This is a genomic window from Amycolatopsis sp. NPDC023774 (assembly GCF_040639695.1).
In the GTDB taxonomy this organism is placed as follows: Bacteria; Actinomycetota; Actinomycetes; order Mycobacteriales; family Pseudonocardiaceae; genus Amycolatopsis.
Genome location: NZ_JBFAAJ010000004.1, coordinates 170,803 through 187,722 on the forward strand (window position 1 = coordinate 170,803; position 16,920 = coordinate 187,722).

The following is a 16,920-nucleotide window of genomic DNA, read 5'->3' on the forward strand; positions in this document are numbered from 1 at the left end:
TCTCCCTCCCCGCTGATCCAGCGGACTAAGTGGAAGCGACCCGGCCCCCGTGTCTTCCGTGAGTGCCGAGTTCAACCGCCAGACCGTACCCAACCGCCAGACAACCGCCATAGGAAAGGCACGCTACGTAACACAAACGTTTACTCAGCGGTCTGATTCGCGACCGATCGTGTACTTACGGTGATCCACTGAATCAGGCAAGTGCTCACCAGCTGTCACGGCCCGGGGTGCCGCGGCCCGGCGGCACCACGCGCTGGAACCCGTCCGGACGATCTTCGTCCACCGCCCGGCGAAGGGCCTTAACGAACGGGCGTTGCGGACATCACGAAACCCATTCGGGCCCAGCTGGTTTTTCACCCGCCACCGCAAGCGGTACCGGCTGCTGAATCGAATCGACCGGGCCGGGAGCCGCAGGTCGGATTCGCCCTGGACCGCCCGTCTCGCGTGGCCGGGGCCACACGTCCGAGTGGTGCGGGACGCTCCGGGTGTCTGGTCCATCACAGAGACGAACCCGGAGGTGAGCCGGGTCCAGATGGCGGGTCTAGCATCCTTTCATCCACGCTCGATGGCCCTAGATCTCGGCACCGCTGCCGGCGTTGTCCCCAGTGGAAGGACGCGGAAGCGGGTGCGGACCTCACCGGTCAGCCGGGCACAACAGATGACGCTGGAGGCCGTTCACCGATGTCCACCACGGCGAGCACTGCCACCGAGGCAGGAGCGAGCGATCGGGCGGGTGCCTCACGCCGGCAGGGGACCTTCTACCGGGGCGACCCCGGCATGTGGTCCTGGGTGCTGCACCGCATCACCGGCGTGCTGACATTCTTCTTCCTGTTCGTGCACGTGCTCGACACCGCGCTCGTCCGCGTGTCGCCGAACACCTACGACCAGGTGATCGACACGTACAAGACGCCGCTCGTGAACCTGCTCGAAGTCGGTCTCGTCGGCGCGGTCCTCTTCCACGCCCTCAACGGCATCCGGGTCATGCTGGTCGACTTCTGGTCCAAGGGGCCGAAGTTCCAGAAGACGATGCTGTGGGTGATCGGCGTCGTGTGGGTCGTCGTGATGATTCCCGGTGCGTTCTTCATGCTGAAGCGCACGGCCGAGATGCTCTTCGGGGGTAACTGACCATGGCCGACTCACTCGTCATCGAATCGCCGCGCACTCCGAAGCGCCCGGCGGCCCGCCGCAGCAACTTCGAGCTCTACAGCTGGCTGTTCATGCGCATCTCGGGCCTCGCGCTGATCATCCTGGTGCTGGGCCACCTGCTCATCATGAACATCCTCGACGGCGGTGTGCACCGCATCAACTGGGGCTTCGTCGCCGGTCGCTGGGCTTCGCCGTTCTGGCAGTTCTGGGACCTCGCGATGCTGTGGCTCGCCGAGATCCACGGTGGCAACGGCCTGCGCACGATCATCGACGACTACGCCCGCAAGGACTCCACGCGGTTCTGGCTGAAGATCCTGCTGTACGTCTCGATGGTCCTGATCCTGGCCGTCGGCACGCTGGTGATCTTCACGTTCGACCCCGAGATGCCCGCCAGCTAGGCGCGCCCACCACACACAGTGCTCGATTCCTGATAAGCGGAGCAATCCCTATGCAGTTCCACAAGTACGACGTGGTGATCGTCGGCGCCGGCGGCGCCGGCATGCGCGCGGCCATCGAGGCCGGCCAGCGCGCCCGCACCGCGGTTCTCACGAAGCTGTACCCCACGAGGTCCCACACCGGCGCGGCCCAGGGCGGTATGTGCGCCGCGCTGGCGAACGTCGAAGAGGACAACTGGGAGTGGCACACCTTCGACACCGTCAAGGGCGGTGACTACCTCGTCGACCAGGACGCCGCGGAGATCATGGCCAAGGAGGCCATCGACGCGGTCCTCGACCTCGAGAAGATGGGCCTGCCGTTCAACCGCACGCCCGAGGGCAAGATCGACCAGCGTCGCTTCGGTGGCCACACCCGTGACCACGGCAAGGCGGCCGTGCGCCGCGCCTGCTACGCCGCGGACCGCACCGGCCACATGATCCTGCAGACGCTGTACCAAAACTGCGTCAAGTACGGCACGGAGTTCTTCAACGAGTTCTACGTGCTCGACCTGGTGACCAGCGAGGACGAGAACGGCAACCCCGTCGCGTCGGGCGTCGTGGCCTACGAGCTGGCCACCGGCGAGCTGCACGTGTTCCAGGCCAAGTCCGTCGTGTTCGCCACCGGCGGCGCGGGCAAGATCTTCAAGACGACGTCGAACGCGCACACCCTCACCGGTGACGGCCTCGGCATCATCTTCCGCAAGGGCCTGCCGCTGGAGGACATGGAGTTCTTCCAGTTCCACCCGACCGGCCTCGCGGGCCTGGGCATCCTGATCTCCGAAGCCGTCCGCGGCGAGGGCGGGATCCTGCGCAACGCCGACGGTGAGCGGTTCATGGAGCGCTACGCCCCCACCATCAAGGACCTCGCGCCGCGCGACATCGTCGCCCGCTCGATGGTCCAGGAGGTGCTGCAGGGCCGCGGCATGGGCCCGAACAAGGACTACGTGGTCCTCGACGTGACGCACCTGCCGGTGGAGGTCCTCGAGACCAAGCTGCCGGACATCACCGAGTTCTCGCGCACCTACCTCGGCGTCGACCCGGTGAAGGAACCCGTGCCGGTGTTCCCCACCTGCCACTACGTGATGGGCGGCATCCCGACCAACGTCCACGGCGAAGCGCTGCGCGACAACGAGAACGTGATCCCGGGCCTGTACGCGGCCGGCGAGGTCGCGTGCGTCTCGGTGCACGGCTCGAACCGCCTGGGCACCAACTCGCTGCTGGACATCAACGTGTTCGGCCGCCGGGCCGGCATCGCGGCCGCGGAGTACGCGCTGGCGCACGAGCACGTCGAGCTGCCGGAGCTGCCGACCAAGCTCGTCGAGGACCAGATCGCCGGCCTGCTGTCGGAGCACGGTGACGAGCGCGTCGCCGACATCCGCAAGGAAATGCAGCAGACGATGGACTCGCACGCCTCGGTGTACCGCACCGAGGACACGCTCAAGCAGGCGCTGACCGACATCCAGGCGCTGAAGGAGCGGTACACGCGGATCACCGTGTCGGACAAGGGCAAGCGGTACAACACCGACTTGCTCGAGGCCGTCGAGCTGGGTTTCCTGCTCGAGCTGGCCGAGGTTCTGATCGTGGGCGCCCTGGCGCGCAAGGAGTCGCGCGGCGGCCACGCCCGCGAGGACTACCCGAACCGCGACGACACGAACTTCATGCGCCACACCATGGCGTACAAGCAGGGTGAGGGCCTTTCGGCCGACATCCGCCTCGACTACAAGCCGGTGACCTTCACGCGTTACGAGCCGATGGAGCGGAAGTACTGATGACTGCGGCAACCACCGAAGAAGCACCCGCGGCCGCGCAGGACCACACGCCGATCACGGTCACGCTGAAGATCCTGCGCTTCAACCCCGAGGTCGACACCGAGCCGCACTGGGAGTCCTACGACGTCCCGGCGCAGCGCACCGACCGGCTGCTGAACCTGCTGTTCTACGTCAAGGACTACATCGACGGCACGTTCTCGTTCCGCCGGTCGTGCGCCCACGGCGTGTGCGGCTCCGACGCCATGCAGATCAACGGCATCAACCGGCTGGCCTGCAAGGTGCTCATGAAGGACCTGCTGGAGACGGGCGGCAAGAAGACCGTCATCACCATCGCCCCGATCAAGGGCCTGACGACGTTGAAGGACCTCTACGTCGACATGGACCCGTTCTTCGAGGCCTACCGGTCGGTCAAGCCGTACCTCATCAACTACGGCCACGAGCCCTCCCGCGAGCGCATCCAGTCCCAGGCCGACCGCGACCGCTTCGACGACACCACCAAGTGCATCCTCTGCGCCTGCTGCACGTCGTCCTGCCCGGTCTACTGGAACGACGGCTCGTACTTCGGCCCGGCCGCGATCGTCAACGCGCACCGCTTCATCTTCGACTCCCGCGACGACGCGGCCGAGGAGCGCTTGGACATCCTGAACGACTCCGAGGGCGTCTGGCGCTGCCGCACGACGTTCAACTGCACGGACGCTTGCCCGCGAGGGATCCAGGTGACGAAGGCGATCCAGGAAGTGAAGAGAGCACTTTTGTTCAAGCGTGTCTGAGAATTTCGTTGCGAGAGGCCCCCACCCTGTGCCCGGGTGGGGGCCTCTCCGCGTTCTGCGCCTCGCGAAAAGCAGACATAACTCCCCTGTTCGGCGCTAACACGACCCTGCGTGACTGGGCTATTCTTAACCGTTACCGATGACTCGGACGGTCGTGCGACGGGGAACGAACAGATGAGTGCTGGTGCGGAACTGCGGAAGGTGCTTTCCCAACACTTGGCACCGTTCATCGCAGATCTCGAAGAACTCGTGTTCCGACATGGCTACTTGCGGGTGTTCGCGGCGACGGTCGCCATGCTCGGCAGCGTGGGCCTGCTCGGCGAGGTGCTCGGCATGGAGTGGTTGCGCACGACGTTCGCCAGCATCGCGGGCGGGTTGTTCGTGATCGCCAGCGCGATCTCCTTCGCCGGCACCCACAAACTTCGCAACCAGGTGCAGCACAGCGAGGAGCTGCTGCACAGGTACGCCGACGCGCTCGCCGTGCGCACGCGCAAGCCCATCGCCGTTCAGGAGTGGATGCAGGAAGTGACCATTGAGGACAACGGTGACGCGTTCTGCCGCCGCGTGCTCGTGCTCCACGAGGCGAACGACAACATCCCGCGTTATCTGTCCGTGAATCTCGTCTACTACGGCACCACGCCGATGACCGAGCGGGACCGCCGATTGGTGCAGTGCAAGGCTTTCCACGCGGGAACCGAAGACATCGACCAGAAGACCCGCGCCAACGCGACTTCGATCTGGTCCACGTCCGCGAACGGGAAACCGAAACTGGACATCTACATCCATCTCGGCACGGTCGTTCAGGAAGGCGACGTGGTCACCGTGGAATGGACCTGGCCGAAGTACTCGGTGGACCTGATGTCGGGGAACGAGCCGGAATCGTTCGACGTGATGTTCCGCAAGGAAATCAGCAAGTTCGAGCACCGGGTGATCTTCCGCAACGTCAAACGCGACTCGGCCTTCGTCGTGCGAAACCAGGGCGCGCAAGGACTGCGGCGGCTCCGGCAGGGCAAGGACGTGATCGTGGAGTTCTCCGCGGCGAACCCGAAAATGTCTCAGTACATGGGATTCATCGCCGACTATTCACCGGATTCTTGACGGGCATAAAAAAACCCGGAGTGCGGACTCCGGGTTTTTTTCGGATGCACGATCGGAACAACCGATCAGTTGCCACCCGTTTCGGAACCGCCGGACATACGAATTCCATTCAGGTAATGCGAGCCAACGCTGGAGCGGCTCGCGTGAGCGTTGACCTTACTCCATTCGCGCTCCGCTGTCATATCGGCTGGCGGCCGTATCCGGCGGACGCCGAGCCACCCTGCCCCGGGATCAGGAGTCGTCCGAAGATCGTTCCTTCGATCGGGTGGAGCGCAGCGCTCGCCAGCCCAGGACGCCGATGATCGTGCCCAGCACGAAGGACACCACCGTGAGCACCGCGTGCACGATGAAGTACGCCGTGGGGGAACCATCGGCTGACCAGGACTGGGAGCTGGCCCAGAGGTTCTTGGCGAAGGTGATCCAGATGATCCAGGACCACACGCCGAACAAGAGCAGGAAGACCGCGGTACCTCGCGAAATGCGCATGTCCCTGAGTATGCAACCGGGCTCTCGACGCTAGATTGCGTGGGTGCACAGCGTTTTCTCCCGGTCGCTCCCGGTCCTCGTCGCGGTGATGGCCATTGGGCTGTTCGGCGGCGGAATCGGCCCGACGGCAGCCGTAGCCCAGGCCCAGCCCTGTCAGGACCAGGCCGCGCCGCCGGCGCCGGTGGACACGTCGGAGAAGCCGGCGCCCGGGCAGCCGACCCCGCCGCCGTTGCCGGTACCCGTGGAGCCGGTCGGGGGGCTGCGCATGGGCGGCTGCGGGATGATCCTGCCCGACGGCGCGCTCAACCCGCCGGACGGCAACACGGCCGCGTCATGGGTGGTACAGGACCTCGACACCGGCGACGTCATCGCGGCGAAGAACCCGCACGCACGGGAGCGGCCGGCGTCGCTCATCAAGACGTTGCTCGCGCTCGTCGTCACCAGCGAGATGAGGCCCGACCAGATCGTGGTGCCCACGAAGGAGGACGTCGAGCAGGAGTGCACCTGCGTCGGCATCGTGGCGGGTGCGAGCTACACCGTCGACCAGCTGCTCCACGGCCTGCTGATGCATTCGGGCAACGACGTCGCCCACGCGTTCGCGACCGCGCTCGGCGGCGTCGACATCGCGACCACGAAGATGAACCTGCTGGCCCAGCGCATCGGCGCCACGGACACACGCGCGGCGACGCCGTCGGGCCTCGACGGGCCCGGGATGTCGACCTCGGCCTATGACCTGAGCCTGATCTTCCACTACGCGATGAAGCAGCAGGAGATCGCGCAGGCGGTGGCCACGAAGTCGTACACGATTCCGGCAGTGGGCGGCAAACCTGCCATTCCGGTCTACAACGACAACAAGCTCCTCGGCGTCTACCCCGGCTTCCTCGGCGGCAAGACCGGCTTCACCGACGACGCGCGCCACACCTACGTCGGCGCCGCGGAGAAGGACGGCCGCCGCCTCGCCGTGGTGATGATGCGCGCGGAGCAGCGGCCGACGAAGGTCGTCGACCAGGCGGGCGAGCTGCTCGACTACGGCTTCGCGCTCGAAGCCGACCACGCCGAGCCCGTCGGTCGCATCGCCTACGAGGCCCTCGTGGCCACGGCGCCGCCCGCTCCCCCGGCGAACGTCGCCGCCGGCGCCGCGTCGTCGGCCGCTTCGCCGAAAGACCCATTCGGTACCACGGGCTGGATCCTCACGCTGGTGGTCGCCCTGATCATCATCGGCGGGTTCGTGGTCGGCCACCAGCGCAAGAAACAGGCCGAGCAGTAGATCAAGCCTAGTCCCGCCGTCGTCCCATCCAACCGAGCAGAGCACCCACGCTGAACACGCCCGCGGCCGTGCCCAAGCCGAACCCGCGCTGGACGGTCACGCGCGGCTCCAGCAGCACGGGCGCCGGCGGCCGCACGACCTTGCGCTGGTTCTCCTTCGCGGTCGCCGTCCACGCGGTGACCATGAGGAGGAACCGCGAGACGAGGTTCGCGAACACGAGCAGACCGATGATCGGCCCGAAGATCGCCGCGGCCGGGGAGTTCGTCACGCTGGCCAGGTAGATCGACGCCACCTGCTGCAGGATGACGAACCCGATCGCGGCGACGATCGCGCCCTTCACCGCGCTGCGCATGGCCACGTGCTCACGCGGCAGCCGCGCGATGACCCACACGAACACGAGCGTGTTGGCCGCCAAGCCGAGGATGATCGTGGCCACCCGCAGCACCCATACCGCCCAGGTCTCGTGCTCCAGGCCGACGAGTTCGAGCAGGTACTGCCCCACCCCGCCGCCCGCGGCGGTCACCGCGAACGACACGATCAGTGCCACGCCGAGCCCCACGAGCGACAGCAGGTCCTTGATCGTGGTCGACACGATCGGCTGTTGTTTCTTCTCCTGGCCCCACTGTGCCGTGAGCGCGTCGCGCAGGTTCGACATCCAGCCGATGCCCGAGTAGAGCGCCAGGAGCAGACCGAAGATTCCGATGCCGCTTCCGGATTTGATCGCCGCGTCGACGATCTGCGTCACGAGTCCCTGGAGCGCGTCAGGCACGGAGCTTTTGATGCCGGCGGTGATCTGGTCGATTACCGCCGGGTTGTCGCCCACGACCATGCCCACGATCGCGAACGCCACCATGAAGATCGGGAACACCGAAAGCACGCTGAAGTACGTGATCGCGGCGGCGTAGTGATTGCCGTAATGCTCGCCGAAGGATTCATTGGCACGGATCAGGTGATCCAGCCACGGGTACTTCCGCCGCAGCCGAGGCAGCAGCTTTTCCTGGTCACCATTCTTGTTCGCCACCGTAAAACGCTAACCACGGTGGGTGATAGCCGCAACGCGAGCGGGTACCCGCGGGTCAGTCCAGAGCGGCGACCACCGCTCGGTAGGCGTCGTCGACGCGACCGGCCGACGTCGTGATACGCGCGCCCACGGCCGGTCGGTGAGGAGGGATTCGAGGCGGTCGTGGAACGCGGCGGCGTCGGCCGCGGAGGTGCCGTGGTGGTGCGGTCCGGGCGTGCGTGCGGCGAAGCGGGCCAGGACGTTTTCGCGGGTGTCCATGAGCATCAGCTCGTGAAAGGAAGCGCCGACGTCGTGAGCCAGTTCCGCCAGCTGTACAAGGAACTCCGGACGCCCGAACAGCTGGGGGACGACCACGTCGTGACCCGCGGTGAGGTGCGCACGAGCGGCCGCGAGGGCCAACGCGCGCGCCGCCAAGCCGCCCGTTTCGGGGCCGCGTGCGCCAGCCCCCGACAAGTGAACGGACACGGTCGATGTCGAGGTTCAGCGTCGGCGGGTGGTCTTCCGCGAACCGCTCCGCCAGCGTCGACTTGCCGATGGCGGGCGGTCCGTTGAGGACGATCAGCCGCACCTACGTTCCCTGAAAACCCTGTGCGATCTTCTGCCTGGCGGGCACCAGGAGGCTGTTGGCCTCGGCGAGGGTGCTGCCGTTGGGGTGCCCGTCGTGGTCGATCAGGTACAGCTCGAAGGCGAAGCGGCCCTTGCGGAAGATCAGCACGCCCTGGGTTTTCACCGACATGGGGTCGGTCATGATCCGCGACTCGTCGCCGATCGCGGCCGAAGGTGCCTGGCCGCCGTGCGCGCCCGCGGTGTTGTCGACGTGTTCCTTGGCGGCCTCGGCGGACAGGAAGCTCGTGGCGGTCAGGAAACGGGCCTTGCGCGAGAGCGGGTCGTCCTCGCCGGTGCCGCGCTCGCAGGTGAGCTGCACGTAGTTGCGCTGCTGCGGGTCGTGCGGGAACGCGATGTCGCCGACCGCCGTGCCCGGCGTCTCGGACACCAGCGGCGACGCGTCGGTGCCGATGGCAGGGCTCACCACGTCGGCCGTGAGCAGCGGCCACGGCTGCGCGGCCGGTTCCGAGAACACCGGGCTCGAGTAGTCGACGGTGCTCGGGCCGGTCGGCGCGTTGGTCTGCTTCTCGAGGTTCTGCATCACGCGCTTGGCGATGTCCTGCAGCTTGCCGGCGCTGCCGTTGCCCTTGAGGTCGAAGTCGAAGCTCGCCACGGTGTCGCCGAGGATCACGGTGGCCTGGCCCGACGCGTCGGGCGCCGGAACCGGGCGGCGCTTCGAGTAGGCGTGCACCGGGCCGAGGATGATGCTCGCCGGTGCGCCCGCGAACGCCGCGGCCGCCTCGGCGACGGGTGGCACGTAAGCGGGCTGCGACACCGCGACCGCCAGGCTCTCCTGCAGCGTGCCGTCCGTGGACTCCGGGGCGTAGGCGCACTTGTTGAGCGCCAGCCCTTCGCCCATGGAGTACGTGATGGCCGAGGTGTCGATCGGACCCTTGCCGTCGCCCGCCAGGTAGACGCGCTCGAAGTTGACGGAGTTCGGGTCGGGCCGCGAGCCGACCTTCACGCCGAGGTCCTTCAAGTCGTTCAGCGACAGCAAGTTGCAGGCCTCGATCACCGGCTTGCCGCTGACTCGCACAGCCTGCGGGTTCGGCTTCTCCTCGAGCGGCGCGGCATCCGGGTAGTCGGAGCCCTCGTGGCCGGGTCGCTGGGTGGTCTGGCCGTCGGCCACGGCCATGGCTTTCTGGCTGTCCGGAGTGGACTCCCCGCACCCGGCAAGCAGCCGCAGGACCGCCAAATGGACAGCCGTGTCTTCACTTCTTGTGCCCCGACAAAAGATCGATCAGCGAGAGGCGGGCAGGAAGCCCAGCCGCTCGTACACGGTGGCGAGCGTGGGCGCTGCCACCTCCCGCGCACGCTGCGCACCGCGGGCGAGAACCTTGTCGAGCTCGGCGACGTCATCCATATAGGACTGGACTTTGACCTGCAGCGGCGTGACCCACTCGACGAGCACCTCGGCGAGGTCCTTCTTCAGGTCGCCGTAGCCCTTGCCCTCGTACGCCGCTTCGAGGTCGGCGATCGAGCGCTCGGTGAGGGCCGAGTAGATGCTCAGCAGGTTGGAGACGCCGGCTTTGTTCTCCGCGTCGAACTTGACCTCGCGACCGGTGTCGGTCACGGCGGAGCGAATCTTCTTGGCCGAGCGCTTGGGGTCTTCGAGCAGCTCGACGAGACCGTTGGCGGCGGACGCCGACTTGCTCATCTTCGCCGTCGGGTCCTGCAGGTCGTAGATCTTCGCGGTGTCCTTGACGATGTAGGGCTCGGGCACCGTGAACGTCTTGCCGAGGCGGTTGTTGAAGCGCTGCGCGAGGTTGCGCGTGAGCTCCAGGTGCTGGCGCTGGTCCTCGCCCACCGGCACGGCGTTGGCCTGGTAGAGCAGGATGTCGGCGGCCTGCAGGATCGGGTATGTGAACAGGCCCACACTGGCGCGGTCGGCGCCCTGTTTGGCCGACTTGTCCTTGAACTGCGTCATCCGGCTGGCCTCGCCGAAGCCGGTCTGGCACTCGAGCACCCAGCCGAGCTGCGCGTGCTCGGGCACGTGGCTCTGAACGAACAGGGCACTTCGGTCAGGGTCGACGCCGATCGCGAGCAGCTGCGCGGCCGACCGGCGCGTGCGCTCCAGCAGCACCTTCGGGTCCTGCTCCACCGTGATGGCGTGCAGGTCGACGACGCAGTAGAAGGTCTCGTGCGTGTCCTGCAGCTTCACCCACTGCCGCAGGGCGCCGAGGTAGTTGCCGAGGTGGAACGAGTCGGCCGTCGGCTGGATCCCGGAAAGCACCCGCAGGCGCCCGTTCTGTTCGTCGGACACGTCGGCGATTCTTTCAGGAGCCGGAGAGGCGGGTCACAGGGAGGTCTCCCTGGCGCGCTCGGCGGGGTTCCCGGAGGCGTTTCTCAGGGGTGCTGGATCGGCGCGAGGGGCCGGGTGGGCCCCTCGGTGTCGGCGGACTCAGGGGCGGGCAGGGCCGTCGCGGTCGCCGCACGCGCCTTGCGCCGCTGACGCAGGACGCCGAGGGCCATGCCGACGATACCCAGGGCCACGGCGACCAGCCCGACCGGACCGAGGATGCCGAAGCCCGCCGAAGGGGTCTCCGCACGGGCGACGCCGTCGTCGGCGAGCGCCGTGCCGCTGCCCGCGAGCAGCAGGACGGCCGGCAGCACGACGAGCGTCGCCGATCGAGCCGAGCGCAGCGTGGACCGCAACAGGAGATGACCTGGGTTGCGCACCGGAGTGCCTCCCGCGAAGTGATGTTCCTGGCGAGATCTCTCACCCGTAAGGATGAGTCATACAGTGAAAAAACTACCGAGCGTGTCAAGACCTGTCGGTTCTGATCAACTCGGGCGCCGAGACTAGCGCCCGTCCGGGGAGGGCGGGTGGCCACCCCCAGGCTGACGGCGTCACTGGTGGTCAGGGCGCTATTGCCGGTTTTTCGAGCGCCCGAGGTCGCTCGAACGACTGCCATGAGTGTCGGGTTGGTCCGGTTCCGGTCGCGCGGCGCGAGCAAAACGTGAAAGGCGTTCACCCGTTCGGCGGCGACGAACTACGGACAGCAAGTTATTCACCAACTCCGTTGGTTTGATCGCGTCTTTTTGACCTGAACCCGAAGCCGGACCCTGGTTTTTTCTCCGGTTATTGGTCTATACCTTTTTGGTATAGACCAAATCAGGGCGAACAAAGGAGTGAGCCCATGTCTCTCCGAAGGATCCTCACCGCCGTCGGGATGGCCGCCGCTGCCGCGATCACGGTGCTCGTGCCGGCCGGCACCGTTGCCAACGCGGCCCCGGCCGCGAGCTTCGTCGTCAGCGAGTCGCAGTTCAACCAGATGTTCCCCGGGCGGAACTCTTTCTACAGCTACAGTGGACTGACCGACGCGCTCGGCGCGTACCCCGGCTTCGCGAATTCCGGCACTGACACCGTGAAGAAGCAGGAGGCGGCGGCGTTCCTCGCGAACGTGAGCCACGAAACCGGTGGCCTGGTGTACATCGTGGAGCAGAACACCGCGAACTACCCGCACTACTGCGACACCAGCCAGTTGTACGGCTGCCCGGCGGGCACCGCCGCGTACTACGGGCGCGGCCCGATCCAGCTCAGCTGGAACTTCAACTACAAAGCCGCGGGCGACGCGCTCGGCATCGACCTGCTGAACAACCCGAACCTTGTGCAGAACGACTCGGCCGTCGCGTGGAAAACCGACCTCTGGTACTGGAACACCCAGTCCGGCCCCGGCACCATGACCCCGCACCACGCCATGGTCAACGGCCGCGGCTTCGGCGAGACGATCCACAGCATCAACGGCTCCATCGAATGCAACGGCGGCAACCCCGGCCAGGTCCAGAGCCGCATCGAGGCGTACCAGAAGATCACCGGCATCCTGGGCGTCGACCCGGGTGGCAAACTCAGCTGCTGAGGCTGTTGCAGGTTGCCCGGCACAAGGGCCCCTCGGTGGCGGCCGAGGGGCCCTTGTGCTTGGCAGGTAAGGAAATCAGCCCCGGCGGCGCGGCGGTGGTCCGGCTGGGCCACCACGCCGCACCCCGTTGCCTGATTCGGCGGGCAACGCATAACCGCGCCCATCCCACGGCGCGCCGCGCGACGGCCCGCGTGACGGGCCTCGACGCGACTCGCCGCTCAGTGAGCGAGTGCGTCACGTACGAGCTCTTACCGCGCGCGCAGCGACCCAGGCACAACCAAGCGCGCCCCACCGTCACCCGCGTTCGACACCGAGCAGCAACCCGCGGGCGATCGAGCGCGCCACGCACCGAGCCATTACCGCACGCGCGGGGCGAGCCGAGCACAACCAAGTGCGCCCCCCACCGCCACCAGCGTTCGACACCGCGCCGGGGCCGCAAACCACGCGGTGCCCCCACACCCCGACAGGGCCGCACACCATGCAGCAACCCCCACGCGGTGAGCGAGCCCGCCACGCACCGAGCCATTACCGAACGCTCAGCGACCCGACCACAACCAAACGCATCCCACCGCCACCCGCATTCGACACCGCGCCGCCACCGGAAACCACGCGGCGCCCCACACCCAGGCAGGACCGCACACCAAGGAAATCAGCCCCGGCGGCGGCACAACCGGCGCCGGGGCTGTGCCGCGCTTCGGCCGGCGGTCAGCGGGGGAATGGGACGTCGTACGTCGCCGTGACCGGGGCGTGGTCGGACCAGCGTTCGGCGTAGGTGGCGGCGCGCTCGACGACGACCGACTGCACGGCGTCGGCCAGGGCCGGCGTGGCGAGCTGGCAGTCGATGCGCCAGCCGGAGTCGTTGTCGAAGGCCTGGCCGCGGTAGGACCACCAGGTGTACGGGCCCGGGCCGTCGTGGAGGCGGCGTTGCACGTCGGCATAGCCGGCTTCTTCGTAGACGCGGCCGAGCCAGGCGCGTTCTTCCGGCAGGAAGCCCGAGTTCTTGTGGTTGCCCTTCCAGTTCTTCAGGTCGACGGTGTCGTAGGCGATGTTCCAGTCGCCCACGACGACGACCTCGCGGCCGGCCGCGGCGGACTTCGCGCGCAGCTCGCCGAGGTAGGGCAGGAAGGCCGCCATGAAGCGCTCCTTCTCGTCCTGACGCTCGGTGCCGACGTCGCCGCTCGGCAGATACAGGCTCGCCACGACGACGCCCGGCAGGTGCATCTCGAGGTAGCGCCCGCTGTCCTCGAACTCGGGCTCGCCGAAGCCCACGCGCACCTCGTCGGGCTCTATGCGGCTGTAGAGCGAGACGCCGTTTCGCCCCTTCACAACCGAGGGCGCGTGGGCGGCGAACCACCCCTCGGGTTCGACGACGTGCGCGGGCAGCTGCGCGGCCTCGGCCCGCACCTCCTGGCAGGCGACGACGTCGGCCTTCGTGGTGGCGAGCCACTCGACGAAGCCCTTCTTCACGGCGGCCCGCAGGCCGTTGACATTCACGGTGGAGACGGTCAGCACCCCGCGCACGCTACCCGCCGGGCCCGACAATCCTGTGCCAGACTGCGCGCATGGCGGGACTCACCGTGCTCGGCAGCTGCGGTGCCTGGCCCGAACCCGGCCACGCGTGCGCGGCATTCCTTCTCTCGCAAGGAAACCGCCACGTAAAGTGCTCGATCTCGTACGGCCGGCTTCTTCTCGCATGTGAGCGCCGGCGAGCTCGACGCGGTCGTGATCATCCACGAGCACCCCGACCACATCGCGGACCTCACGGCGCTCAGCCGCGCGCGGCACTACACCGTCGAGGACCAGCGCGGGCCGCGGCGAAACGCGACCGGCGCAAGGCGCGCACGCCGGCGCTGATCGCGGCGCTGGCCAGCGTGCTCACGGTGGCGCTGGACTTCGCGGGCGTCTGGCCTTTCGAGCCGGTCAGCGCCGAAAACCACTCAGCACTTCGAGCCCTCGAGCGGCTTCACGAAGCTGCTCGCCACCCACTTGCCGTCGGAGACCTTTCGGAACCCGTTCTGCTGCACCGGAAGCGCGTCGAACTGAGCACCGTTGAGGTACTTGCCGACGATCTTCCCGTTGCCGTCCGGGGTTTCGCGCGCGTTGAGCACGTCGGCGGTCACCGCGACCTTGCACCCGGTCGGGGAACCCTGGGCATCGGCCTGGCCCTTTTGGTTGAGGACGTAGATCACGATCACGGCAACGATCGCACCGATGATGATCAGGGTCTTCTTCGGGATCAACCCCAGGATCACGGCCGCTCCTCAGTCTCCACGAACCTCAGTCGCCAGAAATTGGGCTCTACCAGGGTAGACACGGAGAACGTCCGCCCGACAGGTCCGGCCGCGCAGACCACCCGGAGGCGCCAACCGCGTCACCATCTGGTGACAACCGGTAGTCATCGCGAAGGGGCACCTCGGAAGACTCCTCCGAGGTGCCCCTTCGCGATGGCGGGAAAGGCAGGTCAGCCGGTAGCCGGTGCGGCCTTCGAATCAGCCCTGGGCGATCTTCTTGGCCAGGTTCTCGTCGAGCGTCCCGAGGAACTCCTCGGTGGTCTGCCACGCCTGGTCCTTGCCGACGAGCAGCGCCAGGTCCTTCGTCATCTTGCCGCCTTCGACGGTGTCGATGACCACGCGCTCCAGCTTGTTCGCGAAGCCGATGAGCTCCGAGTTGGAGTCGAGCTTGCCGCGGTGCTCCAGGCCCCGGGTCCACGCGTAGATCGACGCGATCGGGTTCGTGGAGGTCGGCTTGCCCTGCTGGTGCTGGCGGTAGTGGCGGGTGACCGTGCCGTGGGCGGCCTCGGCCTCGACGGTCTTGCCGTCCGGCGTGCGCAGCACCGACGTCATCAGGCCGAGCGAGCCGAAGCCCTGGGCCACGGTGTCGGACTGCACGTCACCGTCGTAGTTCTTGGTGGCCCAGACGTAGCCACCCTCCCACTTGAGCGCCGCGGCGACCATGTCGTCGATGAGGCGGTGCTCGTAGGTGAGGCCCTTGGCGTCGAAGTCGGCCTTGTACTCCGCCTCGAAGATCTCCTGGAACACGTCCTTGAACATGCCGTCGTAGGCCTTGAGGATCGTGTTCTTGGTGGAGAGGTAGACCGGGTAGCCGCGGTCGAGGCCGTACTGCAGCGACGCGCGCGCGAAGTCTTCGATCGACTTGCGGTAGTTGTACATCCCCATGGCGACGCCGCCGCCCTCGGGGAAGTTGGTGACCTCGAACTCCATCGGCTCGGATCCGTCGGCCGGGGTGTAGGTCATGGTGACCGTGCCGGGGCCGGGGACCTTGAAGTCGGTGGCCTTGTACTGGTCGCCGTGGGCGTGGCGGCCGATGATGATCGGCTTGGTCCAGCCCGGTACCAGGCGCGGCACGTTCTGCATGATGATCGGCTCGCGGAAGACCACGCCGCCGAGGATGTTGCGGATGGTGCCGTTGGGGCTCCGCCACATCTTCTTGAGGCCGAACTCCTCCACGCGCGCCTCGTCGGGCGTGATCGTGGCGCACTTGACGCCGACGCCGTGCTTCTTGATGGCGTTGGCGGAGTCGATGGTGATCTGGTCGTCGGTGCGGTCCCGCTCCTCGATGCCCAGGTCGTAGTAGTCCAGGTTCACGTCCAGGTACGGGTGGATCAGCTTGTCCTTGATGAACTGCCAGATGATGCGGGTCATCTCATCGCCGTCGAGCTCGACGACGGTGCCCTGGACCTTGATCTTGGCCATGAGCAGCGGTGCTCCTTCCGCGGATCTTCGCGTTACTTCTTCGACTCATCGGTAGCGGTACAAGCGTACTGCTTGCCGGAGCGGGATGGTTCCAGAAGTGGTCGGTATCAAGTCTCCACCCCTCGCGCGGGGCTCCGACGGGTGGGCACGCACCACACGTCCGCCGGTGACGGAACCGGGTGAGGTCCGTGACCATCCCTTCGGGAACCAGCCACTCGGGAGGTCACGCTGTGTCGTACTCCGACCCGTACACCACCTTTCAACCACCCGCCTACCAACCACCGCAGCCGAGCCGGGCCTTGGCCGGGTGTTCAGCGGGCTGCTGGGCCTCGTCCTCACACCCGTGGCGCTGGGCCTGCTCGCGGCTGGGGGCTACCGGCAGCAGGTGATCGTGATGGAGGCCTTCGCCGCGCGCCGCGACGCGCTCGGCATCGCCCTGATAGCGGCCGGCGCGATCCTGTTACTGGGCGTGGCGGCCGCTGGGCGCGTGGTCGTCCTCGGGACCGCTGCTCGGCGGGCTCGTGTGGGGCGTGCTGCCCGGCGCGATCGCGCCGGCGACGCCGGAATGGGGGTTCGACCTGTTGAACGGTCTCCCGCACGGCGGGCTGTCGTTCGGGTTGACGTCGTGGCTGTTCTCCGGCGCGCTGCTGGCCGCCGGGTTTCTGCTGGTGGGCACGGGTCTGGCGACGACGGTGGCGCGACGGGGACCTGGGCGGTGAGTCGGTTCGGGCCGCAGTGAGAACATCGTCA

18 protein-coding genes are annotated in these 16,920 nt (G+C 67.3%); 9 read left to right on the plus strand and 9 right to left on the minus strand.

Going from position 1 to position 16,920, the window contains the following annotated elements; all coding sequences use genetic code 11:
• Positions 1–681 precede the first annotated feature (681 nt).
• From sdhC to AB0F91_RS13080, 5 genes are all read left to right on the plus strand, one after another.
• The gene (gene sdhC / locus AB0F91_RS13060) at positions 682–1,125 is read left to right on the plus strand and encodes a succinate dehydrogenase, cytochrome b556 subunit (protein WP_360597353.1); all 444 of its coding nucleotides are present in this window, start codon (positions 682–684) and stop codon (positions 1,123–1,125) included.
• Between the two features lie 2 nt (positions 1,126–1,127).
• Positions 1,128–1,544 (plus strand): succinate dehydrogenase hydrophobic membrane anchor subunit, encoded by a 417-nt coding sequence (locus AB0F91_RS13065; protein ID WP_220246220.1) that lies wholly within the window; start codon positions 1,128–1,130, stop codon positions 1,542–1,544.
• Positions 1,545–1,594: 50 nt separating this feature from the next.
• The gene (sdhA, locus tag AB0F91_RS13070; RefSeq protein ID WP_360597355.1) at positions 1,595–3,349 is read left to right on the plus strand and encodes a succinate dehydrogenase flavoprotein subunit; all 1,755 of its coding nucleotides are present in this window, start codon (positions 1,595–1,597) and stop codon (positions 3,347–3,349) included.
• A complete protein-coding gene (locus AB0F91_RS13075) occupies positions 3,349–4,119 on the plus strand; it encodes a succinate dehydrogenase iron-sulfur subunit (RefSeq protein WP_360597357.1) in 771 nt (256 codons plus the stop codon). Before sdhA ends, AB0F91_RS13075 begins: the two co-directional genes overlap by 1 nt.
• A 216-nt stretch (positions 4,120–4,335) precedes the next feature.
• Positions 4,336–5,217, plus strand: a complete 882-nt coding sequence (locus AB0F91_RS13080; RefSeq protein WP_360597358.1) for a hypothetical protein — start codon at positions 4,336–4,338, stop codon at positions 5,215–5,217.
• Between the two features lie 231 nt (positions 5,218–5,448).
• Here the strand turns inward: AB0F91_RS13080 and AB0F91_RS13085 are convergent, their stop codons facing one another.
• Positions 5,449–5,703, minus strand: coding sequence for a hypothetical protein (locus AB0F91_RS13085; protein ID WP_360597359.1), 255 nt, complete (start codon positions 5,701–5,703; stop codon positions 5,449–5,451).
• A 43-nt stretch (positions 5,704–5,746) separates the two neighbouring features.
• Here AB0F91_RS13085 and AB0F91_RS13090 point away from each other — a divergent pair, with 43 nt between their 5' ends.
• On the plus strand, positions 5,747–6,970 hold the full coding sequence (locus tag AB0F91_RS13090) for a serine hydrolase (protein ID WP_360597360.1): 1,224 nt from the start codon (positions 5,747–5,749) through the stop codon (positions 6,968–6,970).
• A gap of 7 nt (positions 6,971–6,977) precedes the next feature.
• On the opposite strand, the gene AB0F91_RS13095 is transcribed toward AB0F91_RS13090, so the two are convergent.
• The 5 genes from AB0F91_RS13095 to AB0F91_RS13115 form a co-directional block, all read right to left on the minus strand.
• Positions 6,978–7,991 carry a YhjD/YihY/BrkB family envelope integrity protein gene (locus tag AB0F91_RS13095; RefSeq protein WP_360597362.1) on the minus strand — a complete coding sequence of 338 codons (1,014 nt, stop codon included), beginning with the start codon at positions 7,989–7,991 and terminating at the stop codon, positions 6,978–6,980.
• Between the two features lie 9 nt (positions 7,992–8,000).
• Complete coding sequence (locus AB0F91_RS13100) at positions 8,001–8,405, minus strand: hypothetical protein (protein ID WP_360597364.1); 405 nt, start codon at positions 8,403–8,405, stop codon at positions 8,001–8,003.
• A gap of 154 nt (positions 8,406–8,559) precedes the next feature.
• Entirely contained in the window at positions 8,560–9,792 is a 1,233-nt protein-coding gene (locus AB0F91_RS13105; protein ID WP_360597365.1) for a hypothetical protein, read from the minus strand.
• Positions 9,793–9,837: 45 nt separating this feature from the next.
• Positions 9,838–10,860 (minus strand): tryptophan--tRNA ligase, encoded by a 1,023-nt coding sequence (gene trpS / locus AB0F91_RS13110; protein ID WP_360597367.1) that lies wholly within the window; start codon positions 10,858–10,860, stop codon positions 9,838–9,840.
• A gap of 83 nt (positions 10,861–10,943) precedes the next feature.
• Positions 10,944–11,276, minus strand: a complete 333-nt coding sequence (locus AB0F91_RS13115; protein WP_360597369.1) for a hypothetical protein — start codon at positions 11,274–11,276, stop codon at positions 10,944–10,946.
• Between the two features lie 461 nt (positions 11,277–11,737).
• Here AB0F91_RS13115 and AB0F91_RS13120 point away from each other — a divergent pair, with 461 nt between their 5' ends.
• Entirely contained in the window at positions 11,738–12,457 is a 720-nt protein-coding gene (locus AB0F91_RS13120; protein ID WP_360597371.1) for a chitinase, read from the plus strand.
• A gap of 705 nt (positions 12,458–13,162) precedes the next feature.
• Here the strand turns inward: AB0F91_RS13120 and AB0F91_RS13125 are convergent.
• On the minus strand, positions 13,163–13,978 hold the full coding sequence (locus AB0F91_RS13125; RefSeq protein WP_360597373.1) for an exodeoxyribonuclease III: 816 nt from the start codon (positions 13,976–13,978) through the stop codon (positions 13,163–13,165).
• Positions 13,979–14,152: 174 nt separating this feature from the next.
• On the opposite strand from AB0F91_RS13125, the gene AB0F91_RS13130 reads away from it, so the two are divergent.
• Positions 14,153–14,311 (plus strand): hypothetical protein, encoded by a 159-nt coding sequence (locus tag AB0F91_RS13130; protein WP_360597375.1) that lies wholly within the window; start codon positions 14,153–14,155, stop codon positions 14,309–14,311.
• An 83-nt stretch (positions 14,312–14,394) separates the two neighbouring features.
• Here the strand turns inward: AB0F91_RS13130 and AB0F91_RS13135 are convergent, their stop codons facing one another.
• Both AB0F91_RS13135 and AB0F91_RS13140 read right to left on the minus strand, forming a co-directional pair.
• Positions 14,395–14,709 (minus strand): SH3 domain-containing protein, encoded by a 315-nt coding sequence (locus tag AB0F91_RS13135; RefSeq protein ID WP_360597377.1) that lies wholly within the window; start codon positions 14,707–14,709, stop codon positions 14,395–14,397.
• Between the two features lie 237 nt (positions 14,710–14,946).
• A complete protein-coding gene (locus AB0F91_RS13140) occupies positions 14,947–16,170 on the minus strand; it encodes an NADP-dependent isocitrate dehydrogenase (RefSeq protein WP_360597379.1) in 1,224 nt (407 codons plus the stop codon).
• A 530-nt stretch (positions 16,171–16,700) separates the two neighbouring features.
• On the opposite strand from AB0F91_RS13140, the gene AB0F91_RS13145 reads away from it, so the two are divergent.
• A complete protein-coding gene (locus tag AB0F91_RS13145; RefSeq protein ID WP_360597380.1) occupies positions 16,701–16,889 on the plus strand; it encodes a hypothetical protein in 189 nt (62 codons plus the stop codon).
• Positions 16,890–16,920: the final 31 nt, after the last annotated feature.

Excerpts from the sequence above, each read along its gene's own strand:
- sdhA (WP_360597355.1), top strand. The coding sequence starts at position 1,595 with ATGCAGTTCCACAAGTACGACGTGGTGATCGTCGGCGCCGGCGGCGCC.
- sdhC (WP_360597353.1), top strand. The coding sequence starts at position 682 with ATGTCCACCACGGCGAGCACTGCCACCGAGGCAGGAGCGAGCGATCGG.
- AB0F91_RS13140 (WP_360597379.1), bottom strand. The coding sequence starts at position 16,170 with ATGGCCAAGATCAAGGTCCAGGGCACCGTCGTCGAGCTCGACGGCGAT.
- AB0F91_RS13085 (WP_360597359.1), bottom strand. The coding sequence starts at position 5,703 with ATGCGCATTTCGCGAGGTACCGCGGTCTTCCTGCTCTTGTTCGGCGTG.
- AB0F91_RS13120 (WP_360597371.1), top strand. The coding sequence starts at position 11,738 with ATGTCTCTCCGAAGGATCCTCACCGCCGTCGGGATGGCCGCCGCTGCC.
- AB0F91_RS13075 (WP_360597357.1), top strand. The coding sequence starts at position 3,349 with ATGACTGCGGCAACCACCGAAGAAGCACCCGCGGCCGCGCAGGACCAC.
- AB0F91_RS13065 (WP_220246220.1), top strand. The coding sequence starts at position 1,128 with ATGGCCGACTCACTCGTCATCGAATCGCCGCGCACTCCGAAGCGCCCG.